This is a genomic window from Shewanella sp. HL-SH8 (assembly GCF_051165765.1).
Classification (GTDB): domain Bacteria; phylum Pseudomonadota; class Gammaproteobacteria; order Enterobacterales; family Shewanellaceae; genus Shewanella; species Shewanella glacialimarina.
The window spans coordinates 312,501-330,076 of record NZ_CP195039.1 but is presented as its reverse complement, the minus strand read 5'-3'; the positions used below and the strand labels follow the sequence as shown (position 1 = coordinate 330,076).

The 17,576-nt window shown below is 41.8% G+C and carries 19 protein-coding genes; 11 read left to right on the top strand and 8 right to left on the bottom strand.

What is annotated here, in order from left to right; genetic code table 11:
- Positions 1–54: 54 nt before the first annotated feature.
- Complete coding sequence (locus tag ACRWQN_RS01435; protein ID WP_434927655.1) at positions 55–360, bottom strand: ArsR/SmtB family transcription factor; 306 nt, start codon at positions 358–360, stop codon at positions 55–57.
- A gap of 166 nt (positions 361–526) precedes the next feature.
- On the opposite strand from ACRWQN_RS01435, the gene hemG reads away from it, so the two are divergent.
- Complete coding sequence (gene hemG, locus ACRWQN_RS01430) at positions 527–1,060, top strand: menaquinone-dependent protoporphyrinogen IX dehydrogenase (RefSeq protein WP_434939543.1); 534 nt, start codon at positions 527–529, stop codon at positions 1,058–1,060.
- A 99-nt stretch (positions 1,061–1,159) separates the two neighbouring features.
- Here hemG and ACRWQN_RS01425 read toward each other — a convergent pair whose 3' ends face one another.
- Genes ACRWQN_RS01425 through def form a run of 5 tightly spaced genes read right to left on the bottom strand, consistent with a single transcriptional unit; the run spans position 1,160 to position 6,797 of the window.
- Complete coding sequence (locus tag ACRWQN_RS01425; RefSeq protein WP_434939542.1) at positions 1,160–2,602, bottom strand: TrkH family potassium uptake protein; 1,443 nt, start codon at positions 2,600–2,602, stop codon at positions 1,160–1,162.
- Between the two features lie 6 nt (positions 2,603–2,608).
- Positions 2,609–4,018 (bottom strand): Trk system potassium transporter TrkA, encoded by a 1,410-nt coding sequence (trkA, locus tag ACRWQN_RS01420; RefSeq protein ID WP_434927652.1) that lies wholly within the window; start codon positions 4,016–4,018, stop codon positions 2,609–2,611.
- A 16-nt stretch (positions 4,019–4,034) separates the two neighbouring features.
- Positions 4,035–5,318: a 16S rRNA (cytosine(967)-C(5))-methyltransferase RsmB gene (gene rsmB / locus ACRWQN_RS01415; protein WP_434939541.1), complete on the bottom strand. Its 1,284-nt coding sequence runs from the start codon at positions 5,316–5,318 to the stop codon at positions 4,035–4,037.
- Between the two features lies 1 nt (position 5,319).
- A complete protein-coding gene (fmt, locus tag ACRWQN_RS01410; protein WP_434930835.1) occupies positions 5,320–6,276 on the bottom strand; it encodes a methionyl-tRNA formyltransferase in 957 nt (318 codons plus the stop codon).
- 8 nt (positions 6,277–6,284) lie between these two features.
- A complete protein-coding gene (gene def / locus ACRWQN_RS01405) occupies positions 6,285–6,797 on the bottom strand; it encodes a peptide deformylase (RefSeq protein ID WP_434927649.1) in 513 nt (170 codons plus the stop codon).
- A gap of 126 nt (positions 6,798–6,923) precedes the next feature.
- Between def and ACRWQN_RS01400 the strand changes: the two genes are divergently transcribed.
- The 6 genes from ACRWQN_RS01400 to hemF all read left to right on the top strand — a co-directional run bounded on the left by ACRWQN_RS01400 (position 6,924) and on the right by hemF (position 11,835).
- Positions 6,924–8,030: a LysM peptidoglycan-binding domain-containing protein gene (locus ACRWQN_RS01400; RefSeq protein ID WP_434939540.1), complete on the top strand. Its 1,107-nt coding sequence runs from the start codon at positions 6,924–6,926 to the stop codon at positions 8,028–8,030.
- 83 nt (positions 8,031–8,113) lie between these two features.
- Entirely contained in the window at positions 8,114–9,142 is a 1,029-nt protein-coding gene (gene dprA, locus ACRWQN_RS01395; protein ID WP_434940584.1) for a DNA-processing protein DprA, read from the top strand.
- 2 nt (positions 9,143–9,144) lie between these two features.
- Positions 9,145–9,618 (top strand): DUF494 family protein, encoded by a 474-nt coding sequence (locus ACRWQN_RS01390; protein ID WP_226412314.1) that lies wholly within the window; start codon positions 9,145–9,147, stop codon positions 9,616–9,618.
- A 116-nt stretch (positions 9,619–9,734) separates the two neighbouring features.
- Positions 9,735–10,298 (top strand): DNA topoisomerase family protein, encoded by a 564-nt coding sequence (locus tag ACRWQN_RS01385; RefSeq protein WP_434939539.1) that lies wholly within the window; start codon positions 9,735–9,737, stop codon positions 10,296–10,298.
- A gap of 24 nt (positions 10,299–10,322) precedes the next feature.
- Positions 10,323–10,889, top strand: a complete 567-nt coding sequence (locus tag ACRWQN_RS01380) for an L-threonylcarbamoyladenylate synthase (RefSeq protein WP_434939538.1) — start codon at positions 10,323–10,325, stop codon at positions 10,887–10,889.
- A gap of 4 nt (positions 10,890–10,893) precedes the next feature.
- Positions 10,894–11,835 (top strand): oxygen-dependent coproporphyrinogen oxidase, encoded by a 942-nt coding sequence (hemF, locus tag ACRWQN_RS01375; protein WP_434939537.1) that lies wholly within the window; start codon positions 10,894–10,896, stop codon positions 11,833–11,835.
- Positions 11,836–11,846: 11 nt separating this feature from the next.
- Here the strand turns inward: hemF and ACRWQN_RS01370 are convergent, their stop codons facing one another.
- Positions 11,847–12,281 carry a group II truncated hemoglobin gene (locus ACRWQN_RS01370; protein ID WP_434930836.1) on the bottom strand — a complete coding sequence of 145 codons (435 nt, stop codon included), beginning with the start codon at positions 12,279–12,281 and terminating at the stop codon, positions 11,847–11,849.
- A gap of 172 nt (positions 12,282–12,453) precedes the next feature.
- Here ACRWQN_RS01370 and ACRWQN_RS01365 point away from each other — a divergent pair, with 172 nt between their 5' ends.
- The 4 genes from ACRWQN_RS01365 to ACRWQN_RS01350 are packed head-to-tail and all read left to right on the top strand — an operon-like array spanning position 12,454 to position 16,256.
- Positions 12,454–13,836, top strand: a complete 1,383-nt coding sequence (locus ACRWQN_RS01365; RefSeq protein WP_434939536.1) for an amidohydrolase — start codon at positions 12,454–12,456, stop codon at positions 13,834–13,836.
- Positions 13,837–13,846: 10 nt separating this feature from the next.
- Complete coding sequence (locus tag ACRWQN_RS01360; RefSeq protein WP_434939535.1) at positions 13,847–15,118, top strand: amidohydrolase family protein; 1,272 nt, start codon at positions 13,847–13,849, stop codon at positions 15,116–15,118.
- A 44-nt stretch (positions 15,119–15,162) separates the two neighbouring features.
- Positions 15,163–15,996: a shikimate dehydrogenase gene (aroE, locus tag ACRWQN_RS01355; RefSeq protein WP_434939534.1), complete on the top strand. Its 834-nt coding sequence runs from the start codon at positions 15,163–15,165 to the stop codon at positions 15,994–15,996.
- Positions 15,996–16,256 carry a DUF1488 domain-containing protein gene (locus ACRWQN_RS01350; RefSeq protein WP_434939533.1) on the top strand — a complete coding sequence of 87 codons (261 nt, stop codon included), beginning with the start codon at positions 15,996–15,998 and terminating at the stop codon, positions 16,254–16,256. Before aroE ends, ACRWQN_RS01350 begins: the two co-directional genes overlap by 1 nt.
- Before the next feature lie 35 nt (positions 16,257–16,291).
- Here ACRWQN_RS01350 and ACRWQN_RS01345 read toward each other — a convergent pair whose 3' ends face one another.
- On the bottom strand, positions 16,292–17,503 hold the full coding sequence (locus ACRWQN_RS01345) for a diguanylate cyclase domain-containing protein (protein ID WP_434939532.1): 1,212 nt from the start codon (positions 17,501–17,503) through the stop codon (positions 16,292–16,294).
- Between the last annotated feature and the right edge of the window lie 73 nt (positions 17,504–17,576).

The following is a 17,576-nucleotide window of genomic DNA, read 5'->3' as shown; positions in this document are numbered from 1 at the left end:
CTATATGTACAATATCGATAATAAAGTGGAAGTGTCGATAACAGAGGTAATTATTTAGGCGCAATAACGGCGATGTAAAATAGAAATCACCTCAGTCACTTGCTCGTTTTTTAAAGTATAAAACACCACTTGCGAACTCTTACGAGTGTTAACTAAGTCTTCTGCGCGTAATACGGCTAAGTGTTGTGATAAAGCAGACTGACTGAGTGGCACGGTCTCATTCAACTCAGTTACGCTGAGCTCTTTATCCAACAACAAGCACAAAATCATTAAGCGATAAGGGTTTGCTATCGCTTTCAGCCATTTTGCAGCTGTTTCTGCGTTTTCTAGCATCGATGAAATATCGATATTTTGCTGCATGGGAGGATCCTTGGATACGAGTGATATCCGAATCATACTCGTGCTGTGTGTAGATCTCAATTATCGGTGCTAATAATATGAGCTAATTCTAATTTGTGATCACTTCATCGGTATCTTAAGTCTTTTTTTGCCACACTCATTCTTTCTTTATCAATAGAGGTTCACTATGTCCAAAGTTTTGGTGTTGTATTATTCTCGAGGCGGCCATACTGCACAAATTAGCCGTGCTATCGCTCAACAAATATTGGCCAAAGGAGGAGAGTGTGATGTGCTCAATATTAATGAAGTTAAGCATAATATTGATTGGACCCAATACCATGCTATCGCATTAGGTGCCTGTGTACTTTATGGCTCATACCATAAGTCGGTATTTGAGTTTGTCGAACGTTATCAGGCTGAATTGGCAAAAGTGCCCAACAGTTTCTTTTGCGTTAACGTTGTTGCTCGAAACCCAGAAAAGCGTGTGCCTGAAAACAATAAGTACCTCCAAAAGTTTTTACTGCTTTCTCCTTGGCAGCCACAGGATGTCAAGATCATCGCAGGTAAGGTCGATTATCCTTCTTGGCCTTGGTACGACAGTTTAATGATCCGCTTAATTATGAAAATGACTGACGGCCCAACGGATCCTAAAGCGATTATAGATTATACCGATTGGGAGGATGTTAAGCGTTACGCTGAGCATGTGTTAGCTATGACTTAATAGCGTTGAAAAATTAACTAAATTGGGCATTAACTGGCTGCTATTGTGGGCGCTAGGCGCTTACTGCCAATTTACTTAGCGATTTACGCTGCAATAATATTAATAACGCCAAAATTGTGGGTGACAAAGCACCGCGACAGTGAGAATCTCAAGGCGCCCCAATAACATACCAAAAGCTAACGCCCACTTAGCCACATCAGATAAGCTTGAGAAGTTACCTGCAGGACCAATAATAGCGCCCAAGCCAGGACCTACATTGGCAACCGCAGTAATAGCACCGGTAAAGCTGGTTATAATATCTAAGCCTGTTAGCACTAAAATCATCGATAATCCCAAAATAACGATGAAAAAAAGCATAATGAAGGTGACTAATGAGCGAACAATATCTTCACTGACTTTATGGCCATTGAAGGTATCTTTAAACAAGCCTTTAGGGTGGAATTGCTGTTTAATTTGCTGGCGCATAATGACCATTGAAATTTGAAAACGAAATATTTTAATGCCACCTGAGGTTGATCCCGAACAGCTGCCGATCAACATTAAAAACAAAAATGCGGTACTGGCAAACGCACCCCATGCTTGATAGTCGGTTAAGCCATAACCTGTAGTGGTTACCACTGAAATAACATTAAAACTGGATAAACGCAGTGCATCGATAAAGCTTAAGTTTTTGTGCAATGACAGCCACAACGCAATACTGAAAGATACTGTAGCCACAAACAATAAGAAGCCCTTTACTTGCTGATCATTCCATATTGAAATATTGCGTTGCTGTATTGACTGGACAAACATCAATAGGGGCAGACCTCCTGCCAACATAAAGACAATACCCACCCAATGTGCCGCATTAGAGAAGTGAGCCATTGAGTTATCTGATGTGGAATAACCACCGGTAGAGAGGGTGGTCATGGCATGATTAATCGCTTCAAACCAGTTCATACCTGCCTGGTGATAGCAAAATGCACACAATAAGGTTAAACAGCCATAAACCCAGAAAAGATTTTTGGCCATATATTGCGTTCTGGGAGTGGCTTTGTCGCTCCAGTCGGATGATTCAGTTCTAAATAAACGCATGCCACCGACGTTTAAAAAAGGTAATACCGCGACGGCCATGACAATAAAGCCAATGCCGCCCAGCCATTGTAATAAAGAGCGCCATATTAGAATGCTGTGATCCATATTATCCAAGCCAGACAATACTGTTGAGCCAGTAGTGGTGATCCCTGACATAGTTTCAAAGAAGGCGTCGGTATAAGTGATACCGTGGTATAGCGCAAAAGGTAGTGCGGCACAAAGGCTTACCGCTAGCCAGGTGGCGCAAGTCAGAACGAACATATCGCGAATGTTTAACCGAATATCATGTAGACGACCAGATTGAATACAAAAAATAGCCACACTGCCGGTAAATATAGCCGATAGCATGAAATCACCTATGGTTTCTTCACCATAGATGAGTGCAAAGCTCATGGGGATTAGCATGAATCCGGTTAAGATTGACAAAAATATGCCAATCACAAACACCAATTGCTTGATATTTATCATGTTGGATTAAAAGAAAAACGCGCTCGGTTGGAACAGTTTTTCAACATCGCCAATAAATTTCTTATTTACTAAGAAAAGAATCACATGATCTCCTTGTTCAATAACGGTTTTGTCGTGGCCCATCAGCACTTCATCATTACGCACAATGGCGCCAATGGTAGTACCTGGTGGCAGTTTGATATCACTGATTTTTTTGCCCACGACTTTAGATGTGCTGGAGTCTCCGTGAGCAATCGCTTCAATCGCTTCAGCTGCACCACGGCGTAATGAATAAACGTTACAAATATCGCCCTGGCGGATATGTGTCAGTAATGCTGAAATAGTCGCTTGTTGTGGAGAAATAGCAATGTCGATATTAGCTTCTTGAACTATATCGACATAGGCTTCGCGCTGAATTAACACCATGACTTTCTTCGCACCTAATCGCTTAGCAAGCAGGGCTGACATAATATTGGCTTCATCATCATTGGTGACCGCAATAAATACATCTGTTTGGTCGATATGTTCTTCAGTTAGCAGCTCTTGATCCGATGCGTCACCACAGAAAACCGTGGTGTTTTCAAGCTTTTCTGACAACATTTCAGCTCGCTCTTGGCGATGCTCAATCAACTTAACAGAATGATTTTTTTGTAACCGCTTAGCTAAACCAAAACCAATATTACCACCGCCAGCAATCATAATGTTGCGATATGAGTTATCCAGCTTTTGCATTTCACTCATTACTGCACGAATATGGCGGCTGTCAGCGACAAAAAACACTTCATCATCGGCTTCAATAATGGTGGTACCACGGGGCATGATAGCTTTACCTTGACGGAAAATAGCTGCAACCCGGGTATCAATATTGGGCATATGTTCACGCAGGGTAGCAAGCGCGTTACCGACTAAGGGGCCGCCATAGTAGGCTCGTACCGCCACTAGACTCAGCTTACCTTCTGCAAATTCAAGTACTTGCAGTGCGCCTGGGTATTGGACTAAACGATGTATGTAAGCAGTGACTAACTGTTCTGGTGCGATGAGTTCATCAATGATAAAACCGCCACGGGGTTTGGTATCACCGGATTTTACTTCAGAGTTAATAAATAGTTTATCGCGCAGATCTAAATAAGGTTCTGAGCGGATGCGGGCAATTTTAGTGGGAGTACCAAACAGTGAATAAGCAATTTGACAGGCTGCCATATTACATTCATCGCTGTTAGTGACCGCAATTAACATATCGGCATCTTCTGCACCGGCTTCTTTTAATACGCTAGGATGCGCCCCATGGCCTACCACTACGCGTAAATCAAACTTGTCCTGAAGTATTCTTAGTCTAGCTCGGTCATTGTCAACGAGGGTTATGTCGTTATTCTCACCGACTAAGTTTTCTGCCAATGTGCCGCCAACTTGCCCTGCGCCCAAGATAATAATTTTCATAACCTTGCAAATATCCTTACTGTGCTTTAACTAAGCGAGCGTAGTAGAAACCATCCATATTGTCTTGGCCAGGAAGGATCTGCCAGCCAATATCCTGTGCATTTGATTGCTGACTAATTGGCACTAATTGCGCATCGGGTGTGCGCGCTAAAAATTGTGTCACCTGCTGGCTATTTTCTTCGGGCAAAATAGAACATGTTGCATAAAGTAATGTGCCACCCGGTTTTAACCACTGCCAGCAATGATCAAATATTTGCTGCTGTAATATGGCTAATTCTTCAATATCTTTATTCTTACGTAACCATTTAATATCAGGATGACGGCGAATCACTCCGGTTGCTGAGCATGGTGCATCGAGTAAGATGCGGTCAAACTTTTCACCTTGCCACCATAGATCAATATTAGCTGCATCACCATGAATAACTTGCGCTTTTAAATTCAATCTGTCGAGGTTTTGTTGTACTCGCACCAAACGTTTTTCGTCAAAATCGACCGCTATGACGTTTGCTTGGGGAGCTTGCTCAATTATGTGACAGGTTTTACCGCCGGGGGCAGCACAAGCATCTAATATGAGCTCGCCATTTTGTGGTGCTAGCAAGGTTGCCGCCCATTGCGCCGCACCATCTTGTACTGAAGCTGCGCCATCCATAAAGCCTGGCAAGGCGTTTACATCTTTTGGGCTGTCGAGCAAAATAGCATTTGGGCTTGGACCTTCGCTGGCATCAATATTATGCTGTGCTAACGTGGCTATATACGCCTCTCGACGGTGTAATTGCTGATTGTTGCGCAACCACATGGGCGGGCGCTGGTGGCTCTGTTCAATTATATCTTGCCATTGTTCAGGGTAAGCTTGTTGTAATCGCTTAATAAACCAGGCTGGCGTGTTATAGCGCAAGGTCTCGATATCTGTATTGAGCGGCATTTCATTACGTTGAATATTACGCAGTACGCCATTGACCACTTTAACCAAACCGTCAAACTTCAGTTGTCTGCAAGCTTCAGCTGTTTCTGAAATAGCTGCGTGGGCGGGTATACGGGTAAAGTAAAGTTGATAACAGCCAACAAGTAACAGCTGATAAACAATGCGCTGTTTACCTTTAAACGGTTTTTCTAGGCAGTCGCTGACGCATTTGTCTAGTTGAGGTAACTGGCGCATCACCCCATAGCAAATTTCCGCCATCAAGGCTTTGTCTTTACCACTGTCTAAATATTGCTGTTTATCGGGTAAGGCTACCGATAATGATATACCCTTTTCGAGTACGTCAAAAATGGCTTTGGCGGCTAATGCACGCACATTCATGCTAGTTAGCCTCTGAATTTAATTGGGTGCCAACACTAAACCAATCGGCACGTGAATTAAGAATGTCAGCGACCGACAAGGGCTTTTTATTGGGGAGTTGCATTGTTTCAACAATTAAGCTGCCGTCGGCTGTTGCAATGACAATACCGTGCTTATCTGCTTGAGTAATAGTGCCGGGCATGGCATTGTTTGGTGTCGTGTCATACCGTACTTGCCACACTTTAATGCTACTTTGTTGGTGCTCGAAATAACTCACTGGCCAAGGATTAAATGCACGTACTTCTTGCCATAACTGTTTAGCGGATTTATGCCAATCTAGTTTAGCTTCTTCCTTTGACAGTTTCTCGGCGTAATTGACCAAAGACTCATCTTGTTTTTCAGCAGGCAGCATATCTTGGCTTAATTTTGCTAAGGCATCAATTAATGCATCCGGTCCTTGGAGAGCCAGCTTTTCATATAGGCTTGCTGAGGTATCAGTATCTTCAATTGGCAGTGATGTTTTAAGTAGCATGTCACCGGTATCTAAGCCAATGTCCATTTGCATAATAGTCACACCGGTTTCTGTATCGCCAGCCCATAATGCGCGTTGAATAGGTGCAGCACCTCGCCAGCGTGGCAAAATAGAACCGTGAACATTGATACAACCTAAGCGCGGCATGTCTAACACCACCTTAGGTAAAATAAGACCATAAGCTACTACCACCATAATATCGGCGTTTAGGGTAGCAAGTTCTGCTTGGGCGTCTTCGGTACGCAATGAGGGTGGCTGAAAAACGGCAATGTTATTTTCAACCGCTAATTGTTTCACTGGACTTGAGGTCAGCTTTTTGCCACGCCCAGCCGGTCTATCTGGTTGAGTGTAAACGGCACAAACATTGTGCTCTGATGAGATCAGTGCTTGTAAATGACGCGCAGCAAAATCTGGCGTACCAGCAAAAATAATGTTTAACGGTTTCAAATTCAGTCCTATGCGTCTTTAGCGGCGATACGAGCTTCTTTTTCAAGCTTGGTTTTGATGCGTTGGCGCTTCAGTGGCGATAAGTAATCCACAAATAGCTTACCTTGTAGGTGATCCATTTCATGCTGGATACAAATCGCAAATAGCTCGTCTGCTTCCACGGTAAACTCTTCACCATGGCGATTAAGCGCTTTTAAGGTGATATGCTCGGCACGGTCTACTTTAGCGTAAACACCCGGAACAGAGAGGCAACCCTCTTCGTTAGCAAAGTCGCCATTTGAGGCGACTATTTGTGGGTTAATGAAGATTGTTGGGCGTTCAACTTCGTCCTGCAGGTCCATAACAATTAACTGCTGATGAAAATCAACTTGAGTCGCTGCTAAACCAATACCTTTTTCGTGGTACATTGTTTCAAGCATGTTATCGATTTGTGTTTGCAATTCTGGGCCAAAGTCGCTCACAGGCTTGGCTACAGTGCGTAAACGCTCATCCGGAAAACGTAAAACATTAAGTAATGACATATATAAACTCTTAACAAGTCTGACAAATTTTAGCTAGTTAGCTATACTGACGGTAGAAAATAGGATAATTTTAATCCTTACCGACCTTCAATAACAGTAAAAAGCTCAATTAAAGGGCTTAATAACATGGACAACACCATGAAACGGATATTACTACTTGCTTTTATAACATTGAATATCTTTGGATTAAATGCAGATACACTGACTTTAAAAGCGGGACATCCCGACACATATGTCGTTAAAAAAGGCGACACGCTTTGGGATATATCAGGGTATTTTCTCCAAGATCCATGGCGCTGGCCTACATTGTGGGGGGTTAATCCACAAATTGCTAATCCTCATTTAATTTATCCTGGCGATCGTCTTACACTGGTTTTTATAGATGGTCAGCCACGTTTAGTTAAAAAACAACATATCAAGAAGGGCGTGGAAGGGCATATTCTGCCCAAAGGTGGCGCAATTCCAGCAATCGACTTAGCGCTCATTGAACCTTATTTAGTGCAAAATCGTGTAGTTGAACAAAGCTGGTTAGATTCTCAGCCAATGGTATTAAGCGGTGAAAGCCCTTCTAAGCATCATATTCTTAATGATGTTATTTATGTCAATGCGAATATGCCAGTAGGTCAAAAGGTCGCTATTTATGAACATGGACGTGAATTTTTAGACACCCAAACCGGTGAGCTGCTTGGCCGAGAAATTATTCTGAGTGCCAGTGGTCGTGTAACGGCTGATGGCGATATTTCAAAGGTGAAGATACTGAGTAATTTACGTGAAACTGAAGTGGGATATTCGGTTATTCCTGTTGAAGATGACGCGTTAATGTCTGCCTACTTCACCCCTACAGCTGCAGAGCTAAGTGTGCCAGCCAGTGTTATTGCTACCGTAAGCACTAACCGTGAAGCAGGTAAGCTGGAAGTGGTTTATCTTGATAAAGGATTAGATGCGGGCGTTAAGCCTGGGCATGTTTTTGCTATTTATCGTGATGGCGAGGAAGTGGTAATAGGCAGTGATGGTCAGCCTGTACGGGCAATTGAACGTACATCGTATGACAAAGTAGTCGCTCATTTTTCAGATGATAAAGTATTTAAGGTACCTGACGTTTATCACGGTAATCTAATGGTTTTTAAAGTTTTTGATAAAACCAGTTTAGGTTTGATTATGATGAGTGATCGTCCTGTTAGAGTAAAAGATAAATTGGTCACGCCAGCCAATTTGACCTTTAAAGGTGAATAATTTCTGATAATCTGGTCGACTGGTTAGTTGTTTCTGCAGTATCCGGGCTAGGACCCGCTCGGATTAAACAATTATTAGTGCACATGGATGTTGAAGAGTTAAGGCAAAGGCTGCAATTTGAACCTGATGCCTTACCGCTTTCTTCTCAATCTTTGAGGGCGTGTAAAATCGATTTTGATAAAGTCGATAGCGCCCTCGACTGGCTTGAGCAAGCAGATAATCATCATCTTATCTGTTTATCTGACCCTTTATATCCTCCACTGTTACAGCAAATATATGACCCTCCCTCAATTCTTTTTGTCAAAGGGCAAGTAAACGGATTATTACCGCCTTCAATCGCTATAGTGGGTAGTCGTAATATGTCATTACATGGCGCAGATACGGCCGCCAGTCTCGCTCGTGGCCTTTCTTGTTCTGGGTTTAGTATTACCAGTGGGATGGCAGCGGGTATCGATGGTGCAGCGCATAAAGCTGTGGTGGCTAATAATGGCGTGACATTAGCAGTATTGGGTTGTGGGGTAGATGTTGTCTATCCTAAAAGGCACAAATCGTTATACGACAATATTCAGCAAGATGGCTGCATCATTAGTGAGTTTTGGCCTAAAGTGAGTCCGGTAGCGGGGCATTTCCCTAAACGTAACCGCATAGTAAGTGGTTTGAGTTTAGGGACTGTTGTTGTTGAGGCTGCGCGTAAAAGTGGCTCACTGATTACGGCTCGATTAGCAATGGAGCAAAACCGCGAAGTTTTTGCTGTTCCAGGGTCGGCGGTGGCGGGATATCATCAAGGTTGCCATGATTTAATTAAAAATGGGGCAAAACTTGTGGAGGATGCTGCCGATATAATAGAAGAATTAGGGTGTTTATCTGAGTATCACCTTGTACAATTGCATCATCGTCACCATATACAAGCAAGCGAAATGAGTAATTTGCCATTTCCTTCGCAGTTAGCTAGTCTGTTAACAAGTGTAGGGTATGAGACTACAACAGTTGATGCAGTAGTCGAGCACAGTGGAAAACCGATAGATCTGGTGTTAGTAGAATTGCTTGAACTTGAGTTACAAGGGTGGGTTGCAGTAGTGCCCGGTGGTTACGTCAGACTAAAGAGGAGTTAGCCATGTTTGATATCCTCATGTATTTATTTGAGAACTATGTCCATAGCGAAATAGAGTTATTGGTTGATGAAGATGAATTAACCAAGGAACTGACACGTGCCGGTTTTCATCAGGTCGATATTATTAAAGCCTTGGCATGGCTTGAACGTTTAGCGGACTTACAAGAAAGTGATAAACCGTATTTATGTAACCATGCACAGCATTCTTTCCGTATTTATACTAAACAAGAGGCAGCTAAGTTAGATGTTCAATGTCGCGGCTTCTTATTGTTTCTAGAGCAAATCCAAGTCTTAAGTGTTGAAACCCGAGAAATGGTTATCGACAGAGTGATGGATTTAGATGAGCCTATATTGGTATTGGAAGATTTAAAATGGGTGGTATTGATGGTGTTATTCAATGTCCCTGGAAATGAATCCGCTTATGAACAAATGGAAGATTTAATCTTCGAGCAGCCAGATGGCCATTTGCATTCGTAGTGTTGCTAAGCATTAAATAAAAAGGAGGCTATGCCTCCTTTTTCGATCCCGATAGGGTAAAATTGTTCTAATTTAGATAAAGCCTATTCAAATCAAACATAACAATTAGATGAGTCATGTCAAAAATTGATCAACAATTATTTACTGCCCATGAGCATGCTTTAGAAAAAGAGTATGAACTCTGCCCAAAGTGTGGCTGCGAGTTATCGCTAAAGCATAGCAAACATGGCAGTTTTGTTGGTTGTAATAATTATCCGACATGTGATTATACCCGGCCTTTAGTACAACACGAGTCGATAGAGACCCAAGTGATTGCTGGTTCAAGTTGCCCTGAATGTGGGCATGAATTGGCGGTTAAATCTGGGCGATTTGGTATTTTTATTGGTTGTACTCACTACCCGGAATGCCATCATATTGAAAAGCATGATCACAGTAATGAAGGGGAAGCGATAACATGTCCACATTGTCAAAAAGGACAGTTAGAGTCGCGTACTAGCCGCTATGGTAAAACGTTTTTTGCCTGTAGTGCGTACCCAAAATGCAAATATATTGTTAATTACCCGCCTGTTAATGAGCCGTGTCCTGATTGTGGTTTTGGCATTTTAGTCGAACGCAAAGGGGCCGCAGGCTATCGTTTAGAATGTCCTCAAAAAGCCTGTAAATACAAACGGTCACTATAATTTAACTTGTGTTAAGGATTAATCATGTTGCAATTGCAACCCGATGCTGTAGTTGACGTTATTTCTAAAGGTGGCGTAATTGCTTACCCAACCGAGGCTGTATTTGGATTAGGCTGTGATCCCGATAACGAGATTGCTATACAAAAACTACTCGATGTAAAGCAACGGCCATGGCAAAAAGGACTAATCTTGATTGCCAGTCATTATGAGCAATTAGCTAACTATGTCGATGAATCTCAGTTAACCTCAGTTCAGCTTGAGTTTGTGCTGTCTAAATGGCCTGGTCCATTTACGTTTGTTATGCCCATTAAGTCGAATGTTTCATCATTATTGTGTGGTGAATTCTCTTCTATTGCCGTTAGGGTGTCAGCACATCCTACTGTGCGCGCCCTTTGCGACACGCTGCACAAACCGTTAGTATCAACCAGTGCTAATCTAGCGGGAGAAGCGCCCGCAATCCAAGCAAGGCAAATTTTAACCGATTTTAACGGCAAAATTGATGCGTTAGTGGTGGGAGCATTAGGCGAACAGCGCCAACCTTCGACTATTATTGATGCACGCACTGGACACGTTATTAGAAATGGAAACTAATTTTATGCAAAAAGGCTCAGATACCTTAGTTGTACCTAATGTAGAACAAGTAAAAACATTTTTATTGTCACTTCAGCAACTAATTTGTCAGCGTTTAACTGCGCTTGATGGCAAGTCGACTTTCAATGCCGAGTCTTGGAAGCGTGAAGAGGGTGGTGGTGGCACCAGTATGGTATTAACCCAAGGAAATGTATTCGAACAAGCAGGGGTTAACTTTTCTCATGTTATGGGTGCAGCAATGCCTGCGTCAGCCACAGCACATCGTCCTGAATTAGCGGGTAGAAGTTTTGAGGCTATGGGAGTGTCATTAGTTATTCATCCAAATAATCCTTATATTCCAACAACCCATGCTAATGTGCGCTTTTTTATTGCCAGTAAAGAAGGTGCTGATCCCGTTTGGTGGTTTGGTGGTGGATTTGATTTAACGCCTTATTACCCGTTTGAGCAAGATGTTGTTAGTTGGCATCAAACTGCACATGATTTATGTCTGCCATTTGGTGAAGACGTTTATCCTAAATATAAAAAATGGTGTGATGAGTATTTCTTCTTACCCCATCGTAATGAGACTCGTGGTGTCGGTGGATTGTTTTTTGATGATCTAAATGAGCCAGGGTTTGAGCAAAGTTTTGCGTTTATGCAAGCTGTGGGTAATGGTTTTATTGAAGCCTACGAGCCTATTGTTGAGCGTAATAAAGCATTGGAATACCAAGATGAAGAGCGGCAATTTCAGCTTTATCGTCGTGGACGCTATGTTGAGTTCAATCTAGTTTATGACCGAGGCACTTTGTTTGGCTTACAAACGGGGGGGCGCACAGAGTCTATTTTAATGTCTATGCCGCCTTTAGTTCGTTGGGAATATGGCTTTACGCCAGAAGCGGACACTCCAGAGGCTGAATTATATGAGTACTACCTTAAACCGCAAGACTGGCTAGGGCTGAACAAGTAAGTGTTAGCTATTTACTGATTACGCATGTGATCAGCTAAAGTTGAAATAGCCTGAATAATCGCATGACGATGTTCAGGCTTTTTTATACATTTATCAATAGCTGCCCGCATACAAATTAGCCATTGGTCACGCATAGATTCATCTATTGAGAATGGCATATGTCTGGCGCGGAGTGCCGGATGACCATATTTTTGTTGATAAAGTGGTGGTCCGCCGAGCCAACCAGTTAAAAATTCATATAGCTTGGCTTCAGATTCTGCTATTGGTGCGCGATGAAGTGCCAGTAGTGTTTGAGTTTCTGGTCGTTGTTGCATTTGTTGATAAAATTCATGGGCAATCGCTCTTATCACTTTATCACCACCAATTAAATCATAAGCATTAGATTGCTCAGCATCTCTGTGATGATCTACTTGCTGTTTTTCGAAAATTTTCTTCAGCCAATTCATTGTGATACCGTCTATTTGTTTGTTAATTATTATATATCATTTAATCTTTTTCTTACCAGCAACAACCAATGACAACTTTGGGTTAATGTTTTGAAACGATTTAGTTAAATTTTTTTATGTTGTTTGTTCGACTATCTTGCTAAATTGACCTCAATTTCAAAGGAGAACAATAATGACTAAGATGATGCCATCTTTAGTGATGATTGCTGTCACTGCTGCCCTTATCGGATGCAACCAATCAGAAGCTCAAGATCCAAAAGTAACAATTAATAAAAATCCTTATCCGAGTACTTATCAAGCCTTACCCAGTAAAAAAACGATAATCAAAAATGCAACAGTGTTAACTGGTACTGGTGAGAAAATCGAAAATGCTGACCTGATTATTATTGATGGCAAGATTAGTGCTGTTGGGCAAAATTTAGTTGCAGATGACGCCACTGTCGTCGATGCGAAAGGCAAGTGGGTCACTCCTGGTATTATTGATGTGCATTCTCATTTGGGGGTTTATCCTAGCCCTAATGCTGAGTCGCATAACGACGGTAACGAAATGACCAATCCTGTGACGGCGGAAGTATGGGCTGAACACAGCGTATGGCCGCAGGACCCTGGCTTTAATCGGGCTAGAGAAGGTGGCGTAACCACGATGCAGATCTTGCCGGGTTCAGCTAATTTAATCGGTGGTAGAGGTGTGACATTAAAAAATGTCCCATCTGAAAGCATGCAAGGCATGAAGTTTCCAGATGCGCCCTATGGTTTGAAAATGGCCTGTGGTGAAAACCCTAAGTCGCTTTACGGTAGCCGCAATGAACCACCGATGACACGTATGGGCAATATGGCGGGTTATCGCCAGGCGTTTATTGAAGCGACTGAATATAAGCGTGCTTGGGATAAGTATGAAGCCGATTATGCTGCAGGAAAAAATGCCGTTGCACCTAAGCGCGATTTAACCCTAGATACTTTACAAGGAGTGTTAGAAGGTGAAATCCTGATTCATAATCATTGTTATAAAGCCGAAGAAATGGTGATGATGATTGATTTAGGCAAAGAGTTTAACTATCACTCTGGCACATTCCACCATGCAATTGAAGCTTACAAAATTGCCGATACGTTAGCTGAAAATGGAAACTGTGCTGCTATGTGGCCAGACTGGTGGGGATTCAAGTTAGAAGCATACGATATGGTACTTGAAAATGTTGCCATTGTTGATGCTGTTAAAAACTCCTGTGCGGTTGTGCATTCAGATTCTCCTGTCACGATTCAACGCTTGAATCAAGAAAGTGCCAAAATCATGCACAATGCAAATGCCAATGGTTTTAATTATACAGAAGAACAAGTCATTAGCTGGATTACGACTAACGCTGCTAAGTCTTTAGGCATTGCCGATAAGACAGGTTCATTAGAAGTAGGTAAGAACGCTGATGTAGTTATTTGGAACGTAAATCCGTTTAGTGTCTACGCTAAAGCTGAGCAAGTATTTATTGATGGTGCAAAAGTCTTCGATGATAAAGATGCGCGCTATCAAGCTCAAAGTGACTTTTTACTTGGACAGGAATAAGGCCAATAACATGAAGAAAATGACAAAAACGTTACTTGCCTTATCGATGGCAAGTGCCATGTTAGGTACATCGGGTTTGGCGTTAGCTGAATCATTTGCAATTACTAATGCCACTGTACATACAGCCACAGAACAAGGCGTACTAGAAAACGCTGTAGTTGTCGTTAAAGATGGCATTATTACTTCGGTAAATACGGCAAATAGCCTTGCAGCATATGAGGTCGATAAGGTTATCGATGCCAAAGGGGGCGTTGTTACCCCTGGGTTTATAGGTTCAATGAACATACTGGGACTAGTTGAGATCAGTGCGGTAACTGAATCTGGCGATGCTCAAGATAAAAAAGCGGATATTACTTTTGATCCTAGCTATGCCTACAATCCAAAAGCCAGCAGCATAGCGTTTACTCGCAAAGGTGGCATTACCCGCAATGTTGTTACTTCAGGTGGTGGTGAGGATATCTTTGCTGGTCAAACATTTGTTATCGATTTAACGGGTGGGTGGGATAGTGTTAAACAAACTAATACCGCAGTATTTGTTGAGCTAGGCGCTAACCATGAGGGATCTCGAGCGGCGTATTTACAGCAATTAGTTACTCAGCTTGAAAAAGCGCAAAAGTCACTTGAAAAGACCGCTAAAGGCAAAAAAAGTAAAGATAATGAAGACGCTGAGCCAGAAGCCGCTGACGAAATTATCAATCAGTTACTTGCAGGGGAAAAGCCGCTTATCGTTGCCGCCGATCGTGCTAGCGACATGTTAGCCGTGCTCAAAATTAAACAGCGTTTTAAGCTAAATGTTATTTTTGTTGGCGCAGCGGATGCGGTATTAATTGCTGATGAAATAGCTAAAGCCAATGTGCCGGTGATTATTGATGCAATGCGTAACTTACCTGAAAGCTTTGACTCTTTGCATAATGATTTAAGCAATGCGGGCAAATTAAATGCCGCGGGTGTCAAAGTTATATTATCCAATATCGGCGATAGCCATAATGTGTATAGCCTACGTTATAGTGCAGGCAATGCCGTTGCTAATGGTATGGATTATAATGCGGCTTTAGCCTCAATGACGGCTAATGTAGCGGATGTGTTTAACATCGACAGCGGTAGAATTGCTGAAGGTAAAGTTGCTGATATTGTTATCTGGAATGGAGACCCATTCGAATACAGTAGTCATGTAGTCAAAATGTACATTGATGGAAAAGAGCAAAGTACGCAAAGTCGTCAGGACAAGCTACGCGAACGTTACACCACACCATCTGACTTACCGCGTGCTTATACAAAGTAAATCCAATTGAGTATGAACATGCTGTATTAGAGAGAAGATAATTGATGACCGATTTATATGCCGTATTAGGTAATCCGATTGCACAAAGTCAATCACCGTATATTCATAGTGAGTTTGCTAAGCAAACCCAGCAAAATATGAGTTACCAAACAATACTTGCACCGGTCGATCAATTTGAGGAAACCCTGCGCACCTTTATAAAAAAAGGTGCGAAAGGTGCCAATATCACCGCCCCGTTTAAAGAGCAGGCTTATGCGCTTTGTGATGAACTCAGTGAGTTAGCTCAATTAGCGGGTGCGGTGAATACGTTGACGTTTACTGAAGATGGTAAAATATACGGCGATAATACCGATGGGGTGGGGCTGGTAAATGATCTTGAAAAGCAGTTCGGGCCACTCAAAGATAAGCATGTATTATTAATTGGAGCTGGTGGCGCTGCAAGAGGGTGTATATTGCCAATTTTACAGCATCATGTTGCTCAATTAGTTATCTGTAATCGAACTCATGAAAAAGCACAACAGTTGCAAACCTTGTTTTGCGATTATGGTAACTTTTTTGCTAAACCGATTGAGGAAATCCAGTCACCATTTGATTTAGTGATTAACTCAACCTCAGCAGGTTTATCAGGGCAATTAATATCTCTGCCGAGTGTTATTATCGATGAAACAACAGACTGTTATGACATGACTTATAGTCAGCATGCTACGGTCTTCAATCAGTGGGCCAAAGACCAAAACGCACATCAGACAGCTGATGGTTTAGGGATGTTGGTTGGTCAGGCAGCTAAAAGCTTTAACCTATGGCGTGGAGTTACTCCTGATACCGATCCTGTTATGGAAAAACTGCGACAGTCACTTGCTCAAAAGGTGTCGAGTTAATGAATCAAAGCGTGATTTTTACCGATCAACTCTATATGGAAACAAATCAAGTTAGATTTATTGCTCAGCAGCAGGGAATGCATATTAACTGTTTTGCAAGCTTTGCATTAATCAGTGCGCTTTGCGACCATCAAGTGGTTAATGAACATAACGCGGTTCACTTGTTTGAACAATGTCGATTTGATTTAGAAGATAAAGCCGAAGCGCTGATTGAACAGGAAGCTTTCAGTGATAGTGGTGACATATTGCTACTATTATAATGGTGCAACTTAAATAGGCTAATTGAGTTTTTAGCTTAGTTTGTTTTTGATGCTGTTTTTTTAAACTCCTTTTGACTGTACATATTGTTGTCTGCTTGCTTAAACGCACTCTCCCAATCTTGCTCATACTGTGCAAGACCATAGCTAAAATGAATTGCAGGTGTTAACTGCGTTAGTTCATCTTGCATTTTTGTCATTTGTCTCATCAATATTTCAATTGGGCCATGGCATAACGCGACAAACTCATCACCACCATAACGAGCGACTAAAAAATGTGGATGCCACATTGACTTTAGCGAGTTAGCCAACATTTTCAGTGCATCATCACCTGCTTGATGCCCATGTTGATCATTTAATGGTTTTAAGTTGTCCATATCCAAAATAATGATGTAACTCCCTAAATTGGGATCATGTTGCCATTGCAGAACGGCAGCATCAAATTTTTTACGATTATAAAGTTCGGTTAATCCATCATTATTAGCCAAACTTTCTATTTCTTTCGACTTCTGATACAACGAAATCGCGTTAGCGGCCTCGGATGTTAAAATATTGACTAGACTAATATCGTAGTCCCCAAAAGTTCCCGCCTTAGTACTGTCTAAATTCATCATTCCATAAAGTTGTCCTTTAATCCTAATTGGACTGGATAATGTTGAACAAATAGGTTTTGTTGATGCATCTGGTAGAAAAAATGGGTCATCATTTTTGGCGCTTTTAGCATTGATGTTACTAATGACAACCGTTTTATGAAAACGCCCCTTAGTTAAACGATATAGAAAGGTTTCTTTTAGCGTAAAGTTAACATTTTGCAGGGCATCCATATTTAGGCCTATAACGGAGGCAAACTGTAACCGATCAGTCATATTGTCTACCAATATAATACTGCCCATTTCTGCATCATCTACAGCGGATACCGCTTTTTGTAATAGTGCGTCTAGAAATGATTTTTCAGAGTCATACTTATTCGATAAATTAACTAACTCGTAGGTTGTATCATTGATATGGATAACCTGTTCCAAATGCTGCCAAAGTCGTAACATATTTTGCTTATATATGTAAAAGCTAATTGCATAGCTGGCCAGATACCCGACAATAATCAACGTTAAGTATAAGTAAGTTTGTTCAATAGCTGGGGTAAAAATGATAATAGTGCAAATAAGACACAGAGGAAGAGCGAGCAGCAGAAGATGTTGCTTAAAATCAATATAGGCGATGTGTTTATTGTTAATTCGATTTTTAGTTTGCACTACACTCATCCTAAGTAAAAAATGAAGTCCAGTAACCGATAAGGTGGGGGACTTTAAACGGTCTGCATAACGA

Excerpts from the sequence above, each read along its gene's own strand:
- ACRWQN_RS01400 (WP_434939540.1), top strand. The coding sequence starts at position 6,924 with ATGGACAACACCATGAAACGGATATTACTACTTGCTTTTATAACATTG.
- def (WP_434927649.1), bottom strand. The coding sequence starts at position 6,797 with ATGTCATTACTTAATGTTTTACGTTTTCCGGATGAGCGTTTACGCACT.
- ACRWQN_RS01370 (WP_434930836.1), bottom strand. The coding sequence starts at position 12,281 with ATGAATTGGCTGAAGAAAATTTTCGAAAAACAGCAAGTAGATCATCAC.
- rsmB (WP_434939541.1), bottom strand. The coding sequence starts at position 5,318 with ATGAATGTGCGTGCATTAGCCGCCAAAGCCATTTTTGACGTACTCGAA.
- hemG (WP_434939543.1), top strand. The coding sequence starts at position 527 with ATGTCCAAAGTTTTGGTGTTGTATTATTCTCGAGGCGGCCATACTGCA.
- ACRWQN_RS01385 (WP_434939539.1), top strand. The coding sequence starts at position 9,735 with ATGTCAAAAATTGATCAACAATTATTTACTGCCCATGAGCATGCTTTA.
- trkA (WP_434927652.1), bottom strand. The coding sequence starts at position 4,018 with ATGAAAATTATTATCTTGGGCGCAGGGCAAGTTGGCGGCACATTGGCA.
- aroE (WP_434939534.1), top strand. The coding sequence starts at position 15,163 with ATGACCGATTTATATGCCGTATTAGGTAATCCGATTGCACAAAGTCAA.
- ACRWQN_RS01390 (WP_226412314.1), top strand. The coding sequence starts at position 9,145 with ATGTTTGATATCCTCATGTATTTATTTGAGAACTATGTCCATAGCGAA.
- hemF (WP_434939537.1), top strand. The coding sequence starts at position 10,894 with ATGCAAAAAGGCTCAGATACCTTAGTTGTACCTAATGTAGAACAAGTA.
- ACRWQN_RS01380 (WP_434939538.1), top strand. The coding sequence starts at position 10,323 with ATGTTGCAATTGCAACCCGATGCTGTAGTTGACGTTATTTCTAAAGGT.
- ACRWQN_RS01425 (WP_434939542.1), bottom strand. The coding sequence starts at position 2,602 with ATGATAAATATCAAGCAATTGGTGTTTGTGATTGGCATATTTTTGTCA.
- dprA (WP_434940584.1), top strand. The coding sequence starts at position 8,114 with ATGGATGTTGAAGAGTTAAGGCAAAGGCTGCAATTTGAACCTGATGCC.
- ACRWQN_RS01360 (WP_434939535.1), top strand. The coding sequence starts at position 13,847 with ATGAAGAAAATGACAAAAACGTTACTTGCCTTATCGATGGCAAGTGCC.
- ACRWQN_RS01365 (WP_434939536.1), top strand. The coding sequence starts at position 12,454 with ATGACTAAGATGATGCCATCTTTAGTGATGATTGCTGTCACTGCTGCC.
- ACRWQN_RS01435 (WP_434927655.1), bottom strand. The coding sequence starts at position 360 with ATGCAGCAAAATATCGATATTTCATCGATGCTAGAAAACGCAGAAACA.
- ACRWQN_RS01350 (WP_434939533.1), top strand. The coding sequence starts at position 15,996 with ATGAATCAAAGCGTGATTTTTACCGATCAACTCTATATGGAAACAAAT.